This window comes from Acinetobacter sp. ANC 5054 (genome assembly GCF_002135295.1).
Lineage (GTDB): Bacteria > Pseudomonadota > Gammaproteobacteria > Pseudomonadales > Moraxellaceae > Acinetobacter.
In genome coordinates, this window is record NZ_NEGG01000016.1 from 74,700 (window position 1) to 90,994 (window position 16,295).

The 16,295-nt window shown below is 39.3% G+C and carries 12 protein-coding genes and 4 tRNA genes; 4 read left to right on the forward strand and 12 right to left on the reverse strand.

The genetic code is table 11. The features are described 5' to 3' along the window. Positions 1-3: 3 nt before the first annotated feature. The 7 genes from B9T33_RS14740 to B9T33_RS14765 all read right to left on the reverse strand — a co-directional run bounded on the left by B9T33_RS14740 (position 4) and on the right by B9T33_RS14765 (position 8,454). Positions 4-588: a TetR/AcrR family transcriptional regulator gene (locus B9T33_RS14740; RefSeq protein ID WP_086179640.1), complete on the reverse strand. Its 585-nt coding sequence runs from the start codon at positions 586-588 to the stop codon at positions 4-6. A 191-nt stretch (positions 589-779) separates the two neighbouring features. Then, positions 780-1,304 carry an acyl-CoA thioesterase gene (locus B9T33_RS14745; protein WP_086179641.1) on the reverse strand — a complete coding sequence of 175 codons (525 nt, stop codon included), beginning with the start codon at positions 1,302-1,304 and terminating at the stop codon, positions 780-782. Positions 1,305-1,597: 293 nt separating this feature from the next. Further along, positions 1,598-1,774, reverse strand: a complete 177-nt coding sequence (locus B9T33_RS16505; RefSeq protein ID WP_171263652.1) for a hypothetical protein — start codon at positions 1,772-1,774, stop codon at positions 1,598-1,600. A gap of 348 nt (positions 1,775-2,122) precedes the next feature. Next, the gene (locus tag B9T33_RS14750) at positions 2,123-3,115 is read right to left on the reverse strand and encodes a patatin-like phospholipase family protein (protein ID WP_416202603.1); all 993 of its coding nucleotides are present in this window, start codon (positions 3,113-3,115) and stop codon (positions 2,123-2,125) included. Positions 3,116-3,411: 296 nt separating this feature from the next. After that, the gene (gene gltS / locus B9T33_RS14755; RefSeq protein WP_086179643.1) at positions 3,412-4,641 is read right to left on the reverse strand and encodes a sodium/glutamate symporter; all 1,230 of its coding nucleotides are present in this window, start codon (positions 4,639-4,641) and stop codon (positions 3,412-3,414) included. 753 nt (positions 4,642-5,394) lie between these two features. Continuing rightward, positions 5,395-6,675 carry a DcaP family trimeric outer membrane transporter gene (locus tag B9T33_RS14760; RefSeq protein WP_086179644.1) on the reverse strand — a complete coding sequence of 427 codons (1,281 nt, stop codon included), beginning with the start codon at positions 6,673-6,675 and terminating at the stop codon, positions 5,395-5,397. A gap of 573 nt (positions 6,676-7,248) precedes the next feature. Further along, positions 7,249-8,454: a multidrug effflux MFS transporter gene (locus B9T33_RS14765; RefSeq protein WP_086179645.1), complete on the reverse strand. Its 1,206-nt coding sequence runs from the start codon at positions 8,452-8,454 to the stop codon at positions 7,249-7,251. Positions 8,455-8,589: 135 nt separating this feature from the next. On the opposite strand from B9T33_RS14765, the gene yccS reads away from it, so the two are divergent. The 4 genes from yccS (at position 8,590) to B9T33_RS14785 (ending at position 15,159) form a co-directional block, all read left to right on the forward strand. Next, positions 8,590-10,758 (forward strand): YccS family putative transporter, encoded by a 2,169-nt coding sequence (gene yccS, locus B9T33_RS14770; protein WP_086179659.1) that lies wholly within the window; start codon positions 8,590-8,592, stop codon positions 10,756-10,758. Positions 10,759-10,843: 85 nt separating this feature from the next. Then, positions 10,844-11,404 (forward strand): YcxB family protein, encoded by a 561-nt coding sequence (locus B9T33_RS14775; protein WP_086179646.1) that lies wholly within the window; start codon positions 10,844-10,846, stop codon positions 11,402-11,404. Between the two features lie 191 nt (positions 11,405-11,595). Then, entirely contained in the window at positions 11,596-14,280 is a 2,685-nt protein-coding gene (locus B9T33_RS14780; protein WP_086179647.1) for a PepSY domain-containing protein, read from the forward strand. 108 nt (positions 14,281-14,388) lie between these two features. Beyond that, positions 14,389-15,159: a YdcF family protein gene (locus tag B9T33_RS14785; protein WP_086179648.1), complete on the forward strand. Its 771-nt coding sequence runs from the start codon at positions 14,389-14,391 to the stop codon at positions 15,157-15,159. Between the two features lie 57 nt (positions 15,160-15,216). Here B9T33_RS14785 and B9T33_RS14790 read toward each other — a convergent pair whose 3' ends face one another. From B9T33_RS14790 to B9T33_RS14810, 5 genes are all read right to left on the reverse strand, one after another. Next, on the reverse strand, positions 15,217-15,678 hold the full coding sequence (locus tag B9T33_RS14790) for a DUF2750 domain-containing protein (RefSeq protein ID WP_086179649.1): 462 nt from the start codon (positions 15,676-15,678) through the stop codon (positions 15,217-15,219). Positions 15,679-15,760: 82 nt separating this feature from the next. Continuing rightward, positions 15,761-15,836 (reverse strand) — tRNA-Val (locus tag B9T33_RS14795). 119 nt (positions 15,837-15,955) lie between these two features. Beyond that, positions 15,956-16,032, reverse strand: a tRNA-Asp gene (locus tag B9T33_RS14800). 44 nt (positions 16,033-16,076) lie between these two features. Further along, a tRNA-Val gene (locus B9T33_RS14805) sits at positions 16,077-16,152 on the reverse strand. Between the two features lie 32 nt (positions 16,153-16,184). Next, a tRNA-Asp gene (locus tag B9T33_RS14810) sits at positions 16,185-16,261 on the reverse strand. Positions 16,262-16,295: the final 34 nt, after the last annotated feature.

The window sequence follows — 16,295 nt, forward strand, 5'->3', positions numbered from 1 at the left end:
CACTCAACTTTCTTGTAAATCAGTTGATGGTTGAAGTAAGACCGGTGTAAGTGCTAGTTCGACCAAGCGCTGGATATAATCTGCATCAGGTTTACGATTAAAAAAAATGATCTGATAGTGAATCGGTCCATACAACATATCGAGCATCAAATCGAAAGGATAATCAGCACGAACTTCACCTCGTTGTATCGCCAATTCAATGAGTGTGCGTGTCGCTTCACGGCGAGGCAACAAATATTGCTTAAAAAATTCTCCAGCTGCCTCACGATGTTCAGCTAAAACGACCAATAGCGCCCGACCCACATGTTGATTTAAAGCATAGGAAAGCTTAATCAATTGCTGATTTAAGTTGTATTGCAAACTTTGGGTTAAATCCAATTCGAAGATAGAAATGGTTTGCTCTTTAAACGTGTCAAACACCAAGTCAGCTTTATGCTTCCACCAGCGATAGATCGTCGATTTTCCCACCCCAGCACGCGCAGCAATATCTTCAATCGTTAAAGTGCTGTAATCACACTCTTGTAAAGCATCCGCAACCGCTTGCAAGATACATTGCTTCCGACGAGAAGTTTTTTCAGTTTCACTCATAATTCAAAAAACGAAACGCTACGTATCGTTTTATTTTAGCCAGATTTATTGGTAAAAACTATCCCATCATTGCAAATTCCCCCATAAACTTTAGTAGCACAGTCGGAATTATTTTAAATCGTGTTAATGAGCCACAAATATCGAGCACAAAAAAAAGACCACATTAAGTGATCTTTTTTATCAATATTCGATTAATTCGCTTTTGTTGCTTTTTTATAGATACTGCACGAAGGATGATGATTTTCTTGTAAGCGTGCCACTTTACGATGTTCAGCCGCTTCAAAACGGCATCGTTTCCAATCATTATCTAAATTGAGTGCTGGAATTTGTTTAGGCTTACCTTGTTCATCCACAGCAACCATTGTGAAATAGCAGCTATTGGTATGGCGTACAGTGCGCTTTTGAATATTTTGCGCTTCAACACGAATACCGATTTCCATTGAAGTACGACCAACATGGTTCACACTTGCGAGGAAAGTGACCAACTCACCTACATGAATCGGTTCTTTAAAATTTACTTTATCTACAGATAGTGTCACCACATAGCTACCAGAGTAACGACTTGCACAAGCATACGCCACTTGGTCTAACAATTTTAAAATCGTTCCACCATGCACATTACCCGAAAAATTTGCCATGTCTGGTGTCATTAACACTGACATAGATAATTCTGACTGGTCGTCTAGTGCATTCGCAATTTGATCTAATGGGGACATCTTGTTTCTCTAGACTCGTGATATAACAATGATTAATGTGATTATTATATAGATTTTAATCGGAAATGAATGTTCAATTCGGCAAAAAAACCATCATTATTATTTATGGTGATCATGTCATCATTCAGTAAAATATATATTAATGCCACCGAAATCTTATTCCAAACAGGGTTTTAATACAATTTTGCCTAATATTTAAGCACATTATGTTTTTATTCAATTTACAAAAATATCTCTTCCGATTTAAAAATTTTAGCAGCAATCTTTAAATCCTAAAGACTGATCAACAGGCATTAATCATTTAAGACTTTTAACATCTCGAATGACACATTGTCATAGCTAATTTTTTGACCACCGTCATTGGTACTTTCAACAGTATAACTATTATCTACATGAATCTCTGTGATAATAAACACGCTATTTTCCATCAATGCGAGCTTTACTTTTTGCCCAATTTCAAGTTTTTTCATCTCAATTCTCCTCAGTATGAGTTATTGATTAAAACTATAAATAATTAAGTGCAGTCTAACCATTTTCTAATAAACGGTAAACTTAACTTTATGAATAAAAAGGCTAATATAGGTATATAATATTATCTAAAAGTTATTATCAATTAATCATATTTTCTTAAGTAATTTCAAATAATTAAATCCAAATATTTTTGAATCTCTGCTATTTTAATTCAATATTCGGCCTTATTTATACTTTATAGCGATTGCTGGAGTCTATTTTGAGCATGACTGAAAATTTAATTTAAAATTTTTTATCTTAATTTATGGAGCACCAAGCAAATCTGTTCTGCTTGATGCCCATACTGATTAGTTATTTTTCGCAGTCTCAATCTCTGGTGTCGCAACAAAATGAATCTTATGTCCCGTACTATATTTGTGCGCTGTATAAACTTTAGCGATCTCACCCAACTTTTCTAAAGTTGCTTCTTCACCTGCAAGTATGGTTGCTTCGCGCCCTTTTACATCGAAGATATGGGCTTTTTCTCGCAAATCAGGCTGAATGACAATATCCGCTCTTTTCAATTCTTCCTGTGCAAGTCGAGTCTGCATAATATTAATATTTTGGTTGAACAAGCCCCAAACATTTGAAGTTTCGGTATGGATTGGGCGTGCCAAAATATCCACCGCGATAATAATATCTGCTCCTAGATCTCGTGCAACGTCGACAGGCACTGGACTGACCAAACCACCATCGACATATTCTGTATTTTCAATAACCGTTGGAATAAACATACTCGGAATCGACACCGAAGCACGCACTGCCTGCCCCGTATTCCCGTAGTTGAAAACGACTTTTTTACCATCTTTCAGTTCAGTTGCCACCACATACATTGGCGTTTTTAACAACTCTAATGGCACGTCATCCACTTGTTGATTAATAAAATCTTCAACTTTTTTACCATCAAAAAAGCCTTTTCGATCTAAGCGGATATCGCGAACATCATTAGCCTTCATATTGAGCGCAATGTGGCGTAATTCTTCTGCACTTTTTCCTGAAGCGTAGATCGAGCCAACAAGACTACCTGCACTGGTTCCAACGATAAAATCAGGATGAATCCCCTGCTGTTCTAAAATTTGGATTGCACCGATATGTGCATAACCGCGTGCACCACCACTACCTAAAACCAGAGCAACAATTGGACGCTTTTCTTGCTTTTTAACTTTTTTAAAGTCAATGCGATTTTCTGCAATTTGTGCAGGTGCAGCGGTATATCGCTGAACTTCAGCTGTGGTTTGTGCAGTAGATGGTTTTGAACTTACGCTTTGGCACCCCACTAGACTAATAGCTAGGGTTGTCATCAAAACAGTTATGCTTTTCATCGAGAGAATTTCCAAATACTAGCTCTTTACTTCGGGAGTGGAGGTCATTTCAAGAATTAAGTAGTCTAAACTGCCGATTGATTGATCACTGTTATCTTTCAGTAATACCCGATCAATAGGCTTAAACGACCGCGTTTATTATATATCGCTTATCAAGATTGACACATTGGCTCTAGTCTTTAGATTTTTCAGTAAGTGACAAACATCGAAAAATAAAGCAACAATAATAAAAAAGCCCCACAAACGGAGCTTTTTTAATTCAGTCAAATCATTCATTAACCAAATATTTGGAGCATACCTTGGATGACAACCACATTTACAAGGTCAATAAAGAAAGCACCCACTAAAGGAACGATCAAGAATGCACGATGAGAAGGTCCATACATACGTGTAATCGCTTGCATATTGGCAATCGCATTTGGTGTTGCACCCATACCAAAACCACACAAACCTGCAGCTAATACAGCTGAGTCATAGTTTTTACCCATGACACGAAATGACACATAAACTGCAAATACCCACATCGCAATCGATTGTGCAATTAATAACAATATCATTGGAATAGCTAAATCTGCCATTTGCCAAAGCTTGAGTGAAACCAATGCCATAGCAAGAAAAAGTGCTAGAGCCGTATTGCCAAACACATCAATCGAACGGTCAAAAATCTCACGTTTAAAACCTGTTTCAACAACATTTCGTAAAATAATACCGCCAGCAAGGGCCCAAACGAATGTTGGTAATTCAAACGTCGTCCCAATCGTTAGATTTTTCATGATTTCCGCAAAAGCCAATGCAAATGCGAACATGCCTAAGGTTACGATTGCATTATCTGCAGTAATTAAGCGGACTTTCTTTGGTGCTTCAAAAATATATTCACTGTCCGCAATAGGCTTATTGTCATTATCAATTTGTGTTGCTTCGGTCAAAGGCTTTGCCAAATTATGCTTTTTAATGAGATAACGGGCTAATGGTCCACCCATCAAACCACCAACGATCATACCGAAGGTAGCACTCGCGATACCCATAGGTAATGCACCTTCAACTGCATATTTAGTCTCAAAAATAGGACCCCACGCACCTGCAGTACCTAGTCCACCAACCAACGCAATAGAGCCTGCAATAATTCCCATTAATGGATCCAGACCAACTGTAGTTGCTACAGCCATACCAACCGCATTTTGAATGACAACAAAAACTGAAATCGCCAGCAGGAAAATAACCAAAGGCTTTCCACCTTCTTTCAATTTTGCAAAATTTGCACTCAAACCAATTGAAGCAAAGAACATCAACATGAATGTATCTTGCATAGGTTTATTTACTGCAATGGTATAACCAAAAAATTGATGAAGTATGAAAAAAATAATTGCACCAACCAAACCACCAGCAACAGGTTCTGGAATATTGTATTTGGTTAAGAAAGGAATGTGCTTATTAAGAAAACGCCCAATATAAAGCACCAATACTGCAAGCATCAGACTAAACGTCGGATTCAAAATATAATCCATATAAAACTTCCTAAAAATGATAGCTTTATTTTACGTATGCTTTTTTCAGATCATGACCTAACTTTTTTGCTAGATGATGTTCGATTCTTCTTAAGTCGTATGTGCGTTCTAAACCCTAAGAGCAAGTTAAGAATCATGCAATTGCAACTCATATTAGTGAGCAGATACGCTTAATTTCAATCAAAATTATAAAAAGCATACAAAGCATAAAAATGCGGCGTAAAGTTAAATAGCAGCGCGAATCCAAAACAGGGAAAGTACATAAATTTTTAACTGCACATGTTCGACAATACTTTCATTCACCTTGAATTGAGCTAAATGATTTAAATATCATCTGCTCTAAATCAATTAGCTTTACGAAGTTAAGCCAAACAAGATCAAATGCTGAGCTTAGATAAAAGTACGACCCGTGTTACGTTTAAAAGTCGCACATTATGCTTAGACTTTTTATAAATTTCAGTAGTTTTTATTACAAAAAGTTATTTTTTCTATAATTTAAAGTTATATCTATTTGTTTTTATTTAAATGCATTTTCATTTTTTATCTTTATAAAATATTAAAAACAAGAAACAGGTATGAATACTTTGTCTTCACTTACAAACTCAATTACAGGCTCAACATCTATACTCATGCAGTTGAATCGTTCCTTCCGTTTATGGATGTACGTCAATTTGAGTTAATTCAACAAACAGTTATAAAAAAAAGCCTGAACATTGTCAGGCTTTTTTATTGATCAAAATTGCATATTTGAGTTTAGAAGCTATATTTCGCCATTAAACCAACGCGGTCATCTTTGTAAGACTCGCCCTCAAAGCTCTTACGCTTACCATTCACATATTCCACACCCAGTTCAATTGGTTTAACAGGTGCATAGATGAAGTTAATCCATGCCTGTTGTGCTTCTTCGTTGGCATTAGCATTCGCTGTAGCTTTAGCATACGCACTACCATCATCAGCAAATAATGCGCCATACGCTAAAGTAGAACGAAGTTTTTCGTTAAACTTGTATGTTGCACCCACTTGTACAGCAGTAAATTTATTTTGCTCAACATCACCACCTACAACTGAGTAAGCAGAGTTCGCGCCATATAGATAGTTGCTGTTCCCTTCAGAGTAAGAAACATCACCATTTAACTTTAACTGATCTGTCACAGCAAAAGTTGCACCCGCTGCCACGCCCCAAGCAGTTTCAGTATCATTTGCAGCTTCAGATTTGTAGTTTTCTACAAGTGCACGAGCAGACATTGTACCCTTACCATCAGCAAAACCTTGAACGACTTTCGCAGTTAAGTTAGGAAGACGATAAGATGTATCTGCGGCAACAGTACCTTTACTGTCACCTTCTTCAGCTGAAACAAATAACTGGGTTTGTGGCGCAAGTTTCACGTTATAACGTACTTGTGGAATACGTGTCGTACCACCACCAACGTTGGTATTGAAATCGATCATTTCAGGTGCATGGCTAGACAAGAAGTTCGATGTTGTTTGACCAAACAACCAATCGTTATATGTTAAATAGCCGTGACGTAAACGAAGTCCATCATTTGCACCACTAGCATCTGCAAAGTCAACTTCAATTTTACCGCCAACTTTATTGTCACCGCCTACAGGTGCAGTAAAATCTAAACCAATACGTGTGGTTTTTGCAGTCGCACGAAGTTTATCTTGTGTTGCACCTGTTGAAGTATGCACGTTGTTGAAGTCGTTATCCGCACCTTCAATGATGTAGTTGGCATCACCACGAACAAAACCATAAAGACTTACATCTGCGCCCGCTTTAGATTTTAAACTAACACCTGGCGCAACTGGTGGCGGTGGCGGAGCCACTGGACGAGCTTTAACTTGCTGAATTTCAGCGCCCTGTTGTACTTGAACCTGCTGCTGTGCACGAATTAAGCTTTTTAGTTCTGCAACTTCTGCACGTAATTGTTCAATTTCAGTTGTATTGCTTGCCGCATGAGCCATTGAAACAGTCGCCAAACTCATTGCGACTACAAGGGTTTTCATTGGTTTAAATGTACGTTGAGTTTTCATCCTAAGCTCTCTACCTTTGTCCAGTCATTGTTGTAAGTCCCCATCTTTGGGTACTTTATTATGTATGCTATTTGAACGGACAAAATTCGCCATGCATATCTGTGCTTTAGTCGCACTATCCCTATAAGTAAAATGCTTACAATACGATTTTTTTAATGCAGAATCGTAAAATTGCGATGATTTTCGTTAAAACTACTGTGAAGTATTTGATCAAAACTGATTCTATGCAGCTGCTACTGGCAGAATAAGCCACAACAAATACCTTTTAGGTCTATAGTGATACTTTGTAGGTATAATAATGATCGTTAAAAATCCGATGTTTCACCTAATACATTCGGTGGATGTCACATATTTGACTGAAAGAATTAGCCTTAAATACAAATGAGACTTATTCACTTAATTATAGTAAATTTGAAGCAATCACGATCTTTTTTCAAAATCACAGAAATGATGCTTTCACAGTGAATCTACAGCAACATTCTGCGCTGCATAATGTAAAAAACCATTTACCCAGTCCGTGGATAAATGGTTTTTTTCTTAAGTTAAATATTAACTCAGTATAGAGTAATAAAATTAGTGCATTAATTTGAAAGCTGTTAAACCACGACTTGTGTACATTGCTATGGCAACAAACAGTAGCATCACAATCGCCATATTGGTGAGCGCTGACCAGACCAGAAAGTTGAGCAACACTCCCCCAAGTAAACCACAGGCAAATTGTGCACTCCCCATAATGGCACTCGCTGTCCCTGCCCGTGAACCCTGTTCAGACATTGCCAGTGCCATTGCATTTGGCCCTGTAAAACCAATGGATGCAACACATAAGAACATCCCGAGCATGACTATGACTATAGGCGCTTGATGCAATGCTCCTGCAACAAGCAAAATGAGCACTCCACACAATTGAAACACATTTCCCATTTTTAAACGGTGATGTACATCTATACGTGTAGCAAGTTTTTTATTCAAAGTTGAAAACAGCATAATACCCACTGCATTTCCACCAAATACATAGGCAAAATGCTGTTGGCTCAGTCCATATCCATCCATAAATATAGAAGATGAAGCACTGATATAACAAAACAAGACCGCACCTGAAAAACACCCTGCTAACATGGGTTTACGGAAGGTTGGATCCTGCAAAATGACACTGTATAGATGTAAAACTTGCTTAAAGCTTAAATTGAGTCGACGTTCAGGCTCTAATGTTTCCTTAAAGAAAAAATGTACACAGGTCAGACAAATCAATCCAACCAAAATTAATAAACCAAAAATATATTGCCATTCAAAAACACTCAGTATCCATGCCCCCAAGGTTGGAGCAACTACTGGCGCAATGGTCATCACAATCATCATACTGGCAAATGCTTGCGCTGAAGCTTGCATACTTAAACGATCACGAATCGCAGCCCGTGCAATCACCACACCAACACAGCCGCCCAAAGCTTGCAATACACGTGCAGCAATCAAACTCCATTCATTGTCTGCAAAAACACACAGAAAACTGGCGAGCGTATATAAAATCAAGCCGAAATATAATGGTTTTTTACGTCCAATTCGGTCACTCACTGGACCATAAATTAATTGACCGATGGCTAAACCAAGAAAATAAGCCGGCAAACTATTGGCCACTTGTTGGGTACTAACCTGAAAGTCCTGTGCCATTTGTGGCAAGGCCGGTAAGTACATATCAATAGATAGAGGTCCTAGCGCGGTCAACAATGCCAGCAGTAAAATCCAACGCTGAGAATAATCCGTTTTTGAGTGAGTCCCTGACATAAGAATATTTCGTTAATCACAAGCAAGTTTTGCAGACAAGTTTACACTGTGCATAGTATTATTTCTTGGTATCAATGTGAAAATTCACACTATACCAATCATATTCAGCTCTATTGCTTCAGCAAAGGAATTATCTTGAACACCTGGCTCGCACGTCTGAAACAAGCAACCTACAACACAACCTTCATGTATACCCTGCGCATGATCATTGCGTTCGCTGGTACTGCATTTGTTCCTTATTATCTAGATCAGCAATTGATGACCATTCCGCTGACTTTAGGTGTGGTTGCTGCAGGGCTGAGTGATATTGATGACCGATTTTCAGTCAGAATTTTGAACCAAATTTATACCTATATTGGCTTCTTTATTACTGCTGTTTCAATTTACCTACTGTTCCCTCATCCTGTTTTATTCGCCATTGGCCTGATCTTGTCTTGTCTCGGCTGGATATTACTCGGATCACTCGGGCGTCGTTATGCCACCATTTCATATGGTTGTTTGGTCATTTCAGTCTATTCAATGCTCGGTGTAGGACTGTTTGATCATTGGTATAGCCAAGCAGGTTTATTGGTGATTGGTGCAGTTTGGTATGGTTTGTTATCGACCATTAGCTTTCTGCTCTTTCCTGTACGCCAAGTGCAAGATAAATTGGCACAAAGCTATTCTTCCTTGGGTGATTTTCTGTTTGCCAAATCAAATCTATTTGATGTCGATATGACAGCAGAAAGTTATCAGCAGAGCTTAATTGAACTGTCCTTGGAAAATGGCAAATTAACTACCATTTTCAATGATATGAAAACTGCACTACTCACCCGTTTAAAAGGTGATCGTGGTCAAAAAGATACACGTCGTAGTTTACAATATTATTTTGTAGCACAAGACATTCACGAGCGTGCCGACTCTGCACATATTGATTATCAAAAGCTAACACGTATATTTGAACACAGTGATATTTTGTTCCGCTTTCAACGCGTCTTATCCATTCAAGGTAAAGCATGCAAAGATTTAAGCATAAGCATTTTGCAGCATAAACCTTATCACCATAATCAACGCTTTAAACACGCATTTCACAATCTTAAATTGTCTCTAGAAAAGCTGCGCCAAGAACAACGTTATGATGAAGTCTGGATTAATTCGCTGTTTTCGCTGTACCAAAACTTAAAAGGCATTGATGCGCAGCTGCGAAATGTTGAAGCAGAACGGCATATTGACCAACAAGCTTTGATTGAAAACCGTTTAAAAGATGATGATCTCAAAGGTTGGGATGACATGGTCGTTCGTTTTAAACAGCATTTAACGCCTGAATCCGTTTTGTTCCGTCATGCTGTACGACTTTCCATTGTCCTTTTGATTGGTTATGTCTTTGTGCAAATCACTGAGATTAGTTATGGCTATTGGATTTTATTGACAGCTTTATTTGTCAGCCAACCCAATTTTAACGCCACCAAACGTCGCTTGTATTTACGCATCGTTGGGACTTTGGTTGGCATCAGTTTGGGCTATGCCATTTTGTATTTTGTACCATCCATCGAAGGTCAATTATTATTGCTGATCGTGAGTGGCGTGTTGTTCTTCGAATTACGCAGTAAGCAATATGCGCAAGCGACAGCGTTTATCACGATTTTAGCGTTAATTAATTTTAACTTAGATGGTATGGGTTTTGCTGCAGCCATTCCTCGTATGATTGATACCTTAATTGGCTGTGCATTAGCTTGGTTTGGTGTGAGTTTTATTTTCCCCGATTGGAAATTCCGTCGTTTGCCACGCACCATTAGCCGTTCCATTGAAGCGCAATGTAATTATTTGGCTGAAGTGGTTGAGCAGTATAAAACAGGACGTAACAATGGTTTGAACTATCGCGTGGTCCGTCGTGCTGCACATAATACCGATGCTGAAGTGGCATCACTGATTTCCACCTTAGCGACCGAACCTGATTTCGATCCAACGCAAAAAGCCTTAACTTTTGAGTTTCTGTGTTTGAACCACACCTTTCTCAGTTACATTGCTGCTTTGGGTGCGCATCGCGACAAAATATCCGATCCACAAGTTTTAAACCTACTGGATAAAGCACTGGATGATATTCAAGGTGCCCTACTTCGAGATGAAGTACCAGACTTAAGTGCGCAAAACATGCTGCAAGAAATTCGTCAACGGTTATCGCAAAATAACGATGAAGATCAAAAATCGCTCATTGTGCTACAACAGTTTTCATTGATGTTTAATCTATTAAATCAATTCAGTCAGTTAAAGCAAAACTTAAGTCATGAACATGATCGCGAGTCCACCGAACTGGCATCTTTATAATTTGGATGATTTTGGAACAATATACTCACTGAATTGTATTAAATGATGCTAAACTTTTTCCAGTTTTAAATCTGTTACTTTCACTATGACCGCAAAAAATTTATACGCCTATACGCTAGAGCCAGTGGCTTATGATATTTCTGAAGAAGAACAACGTTATGCACAACTTGTTCTGTCTCGCAGCAACTTTAAAATTGGCCAAAAAGCATGGCTAATTATGGGTGCAATTATTGCACTTGCTGTGTTGGGCCTGATTTTCATTAAGAACTACTCAACTGTATTTTGCTGGGTAGCCATTGTCTGCGTAGTAATCTACTTCCTTGTTCGTAAGTTTGGTATCGAATGGTACGCAAAGCGCAAACTCAACGAAGTGCCTGTTCAAGAAATTAAAGGCATTCGCATGGGTGTTCAACCGCATGGTATTTCAATGCAGCAACGTATGGGTGCTAACATGGGCACCATGACTGTCGGTTGGAAAGACATCCATGAATGGTATGACACACCAGACTTTATGCTTTTAAACTTTAAAGTGAAAGGTCAGGACGGTGCATACATTTTACCGAAACGTATGGACAGCAAAAAGTTCCCATTTTCAACGATTCGTAAACACTTGGTTGAATCTGTAGGTCCTGCAAAATCAGTCTAAAGCAATTGCTCTGAATTTGAATAAAAAACCTCCATGCTTTGGAGGTTTTTTTATTTGAGTGTGTTTTTCATTTGGTGATTGAAATTAACAATAATGAGAATGAATATTACTTACAAAATCCACATTATCTGCTAAATCATCGTTTATAATTCGACGCAATTCAGCCACCTTCTATTTACACTTTCTCCATCATGTTTAAAAAGACCTTATTCCAAATTCATTGGTTCTTGGGGATTAGCGCAGGTTTGATTCTCTCTCTTATGGGAGTAACTGGTGCAATTTATTCCTATGAACAGCAAATCTTAAAAGCGTTAAATCAGGATAGCTATACCGTTCAGGTGCAGCAGCAACCTAAACTGCCCCCTGCACAGCTATATCAACATTTCAGTCAATCCGACCCAGAAATGAAGATCAATAGTGTCACCATTGCTCAAGATCCAAGTGCATCAAGCACTGTGAATATTGTAAAAGAAGGTGCACGACGCGGTTTTAACATGATGGTTAACCCGTATACCGCTGAAGTATTGCCTGAAATTAAAGGACAAGCATTCTTCCAATTTGTTCAACAATTGCATCGAAATTTAACAGTTGGTCCTGTTGGTAAACAAATTACTGGCGCATGTACCCTGATGCTCATCTATTTTATTTTGAGTGGTTTGTACTTACGCTGGCCAAAAAAGCATTCTGTTAAACAATGGCTTGCTGTTAAACCGAAACTAAAAGGTCGTAATTTCCTGTGGGACTTACATGCTGTGGTCGGCACATGGGTAATTGTGTTCTACCTCATTTTAGCCTGCACTGGTTTGTACTGGTCGTATGACTGGTGGCGCGGTGGGATGTTTAATGTACTCGGTGTTGAACGCCCTCAAGCACAATTACAAGAAGGTCCAAAGAAAGACGGTGAAGCAAAACCAGCACGTGGTGAAGCTAAAAACGAACATGCGTCTTCTGAACGTAGCGAGCGCCGTGGAGAGAATAATCAAGGTCGTGAACACGGCAACACCGAAGCAAAACAAGGTGGTAGAACAGAACAGCGTGATAATGACCGTGAAAAATCAGGCTTAAAACCCGATCAAATTAATTATGCTTTAACGCAGAGTTGGACTGGTTTTAACCAACAACTGGGTCGTGACTATTCAAGTGTAACTTTTACAGTGCCTAAAAAAGCCGATGGTCAGCTTGAAATTAGTTTTGTCGATGCCGAACCACAACACGAACGTGCACGTAACAAAGCGACTTATAATTATCAAAATTCAAGTTTAAATGATGTTGAACTCTATGCAGATAAAAAGCTCAATGAAAAAATCATGAGCAGCATGCTGCCTGTTCACCGTGGTAGCTTCTTTGGACCGATCTATCAGTTCTGTGTGGTCTTGGCTTCACTGATGATGCCATTATTCTTTGTGACAGGTTGGATGCTCTACCTAAAACGTCGCAAGCAGAAAAAACTGACTCAACAAGCACGTCAGAGTTTGGCACCTGTGAGTGTAGATCCAAATGCTCAGCCGTGGTTGATTTGTTATGCATCTCAAACCGGAATGTCTGAACAATTGGCATGGCGTACAGCGACCAGTTTGCAAGAGGCACGTCAACCAGTCACTGTAAAACCTGTGCAGCAACTATCTGCAGAAGACTTAACTCAAGCTTCTCAAATTTTATTTGTTGCCAGTACTTATGGTACAGGTGAAGCACCAGATTTAGCATCGAGCTTTGAACGTAAAATCATGTCGCAAAAACTTGATTTAAGCCATGTTGAATTTGGTGTATTAGCTTTAGGTTCACAGGAATACCCTGATACCTTCTGTAGTTTTGGACATACCATTCACACTTGGATGCAAGCCAATGGTGCTAAAGCGTTATTTGACACAATTGAAGTCGATAATGGCGATGCTCAAGCAGTTCAAGCGTGGAATACAGCCCTTGCTAAAGCGACTAAGCTTGAACTTCAAAACATGCAGATTGAAAAAACCTTTGATCAGTGGACATTAAGTAAACGTGATTTGCTCAATCCAAATAGCTTAGGTGCGCCTGCATTTAATATTGAATTGAAACCACAGCATGAAGCCAACTGGCAGGCAGGTGATATTGCTGAAATTCAACCTGGCAATAGCCCCGAACGTATTGCAGCCTTTATGCAGCAGTATCAACTTCAAGCCGGTCAACGTGTGGATTCAACTCAGCAGCCTATTGAGGCTGCGCTGTGGGATCGCAATTTAACAGTTGAAGTTGAACCTTTTGCCAATCCTGATCATTTATTAGAACAGCTACCGACCCTTGCTTCACGCGAGTATTCGATTGCCAGTATTCCAACTCAACAAGTATTACGTTTAGTCGTGCGTCAACAATCAAATGCGCAAGGTGAGCTTGGACTCGGTTCAGGTTGGTTAACTCAACATGCAGAGTTGGGCAGCACGGTTCAACTGCGTATTCGTACCAATGAATCATTCCACTTGATTGCCGATAATCGACCAGTCATTTGTATTGGTAATGGTACTGGTATCGCAGGTTTAATGAGCCTATTACATGCTCGCGTACGTCAAGACTACACCCAAAACTGGCTGATCTTTGGTGAGCGTCAACGTGATCACGATTACTTCTATCAAGATGTCATCGAAGCATGGCAGACTACAGGCTTTGTACAACACATCGATTTAACCTTCTCTCGCGATCAGGAAGAAAAAATCTATGTGCATCATAAGCTGCGTGAGCAAGCAGAACGTTTACGTGCATGGGAAAAACAAGGTGCGGTGATCTATGTCTGCGGTAGCATCAACGGTATGGCAAGCGATGTCGACCAAGCCCTTGTCGAAATTTTAGGAAATGAGGTTGTTGAACAACTTCGCATTGATGGTCGTTACCGTCGTGATGTTTACTAAAATTTAAGCTCTTTCATAAAAAACCAGCAGCAAGTGCTGGTTTTTTATTGTCCGCAATCCCGATACACTAGACACACTCTGTTGCTGTATTCAATCCGCCCAATATTTATGAAAAGAATTTTGCTTTTAATTTCAGGTCTGCTTTTAACCGTAGACAGTATTTGGTTAATTTTCCAAGACAAAATTCATTTGGGAATTATCATTCCTCTAATTCTTGGCATTTTCTTTCTGATTTGTGCTGTGTTTAGTCCACATATTCAGCGCATATTACAGCAATCTCCTTTTCTACAAAAATTATGGAAAATGGGCTGGTGTTTATTTGGCGTTTGGCTATTCAGCTTAGTGATATTTTTTGCTTATTTGCAATACAACACATCAAAATCAGCTGATTTACCAATGCTTAAAGCGATCATTGTTTTAGGGAGTGGTATTGAAAATGGACAACCGTCGCCGACTTTACAAGCACGTTTAGATGCCGCTGCTCCTATTGCCCAGCAACAACCTCAGACTCTACTAATCATGACAGGTGGGCTCGGTTTTAATGAAAGCATCAGTGAGGCAGAAGTGATGAAAGCTTATGTATTAAATCACTATCCAATTTCTGCAAATCGTATCTTTGAAGAAGCAAAGAGTACCAGTACCGAATTAAACTTAGTCAACAGTCAAAAAATCCTTCAGGATTTAAATATTAAGTTAGATGAACCGATTGCAATTGCAACCAGTGACTTTCACCTACCACGTGCTAAAGCGATTGCAAAACATATTGGCTATACAGAAATCTATACCATTAGTGCAGCAACACCTTTATACATTCGCTATAACTCATGGTTACGTGAATATTTTGCTTATCTGAGTGGCTGGGTTTTGAACGAATACTAAGTGCAGCACTGCTATTCAAATCTAAAATATAGCGATGAATAACAATGCTTAAAGAGATTAATTGAGGCGGATACTGCGTGGTAGCGGTATTTTTACATTTTCGAAAACTTCTGGACGCTGTTGATAGACTTGATATAAATAATTTTTTAGGTCGAGTAACAACTTTTCTGGGGCAACCAAAATATTTTGCCCTTCTGGCGTTAAATCCAAAGACACCGTGGTATTTTCACTGCGTAAATAAGGAATCACTTTTTCGATAAAATCTTTGAGTGTAATTTCTTGAATTTCATAATTGGCCCAATTATCTTTGATTAACAGACGCGCTAATCCTTTATTTTGCCAAATTGCGAAAGAACGTTGTCCAGTAGGTGTCGCACATAATGCCCAACCATCTTGATACAGCGCGACAACACCACCTTGAGCAACCATATTTTCAATAAAGTGCTTATAGGTATCTTGTGGATTGTAATTTGTTGTTTGAGTTTTTGACGCTGCCTTGCGTTGATATGGATTTCTCATAGATCACATACAATATTAAAATTATTATAGAGCGGATTCTATGTAAATCGAATTGATTAGGCAAGCTTTTGATAGAAGAATATGGTGGGCGCTGACGGGATCGAACCGCCGACATTCTGCTTGTAAGGCAGACGCTCTACCAACTGAGCTAAGCGCCCTGAGGAATAAAAACAACGTTGTTGTTTTTATGACGCAAGACAAACGGAGTGCGTAGTCTTGGTATTTGATATTTCAAGTCTCAGGAACTTAAAACATTGTATTGCAACTTCAAGAGAAATGGCGCAGCGGACGGGACTCGAACCCGCGACCCCCGGCGTGACAGGCCGGTATTCTAACCAACTGAACTACCGCTGCATCACGTAGTTTCTTTCGAAACTCAACCAATATCTTAAAAGATATGGTGGGCGCTGACGGGATCGAACCGCCGACATTCTGCTTGTAAGGCAGACGCTCTACCAACTGAGCTAAGCGCCCTTAAAGGGTTACAACTTTTATATTCTTTGAAATGGCGCAGCGGACGGGACTCGAACCCGCGACCCCCGGCGTGACAGGCCGGTATTCTAACCAACTGAACTACCGCTGCATCGCAAAAAATATGGTGGGCGCTGACGGGATCG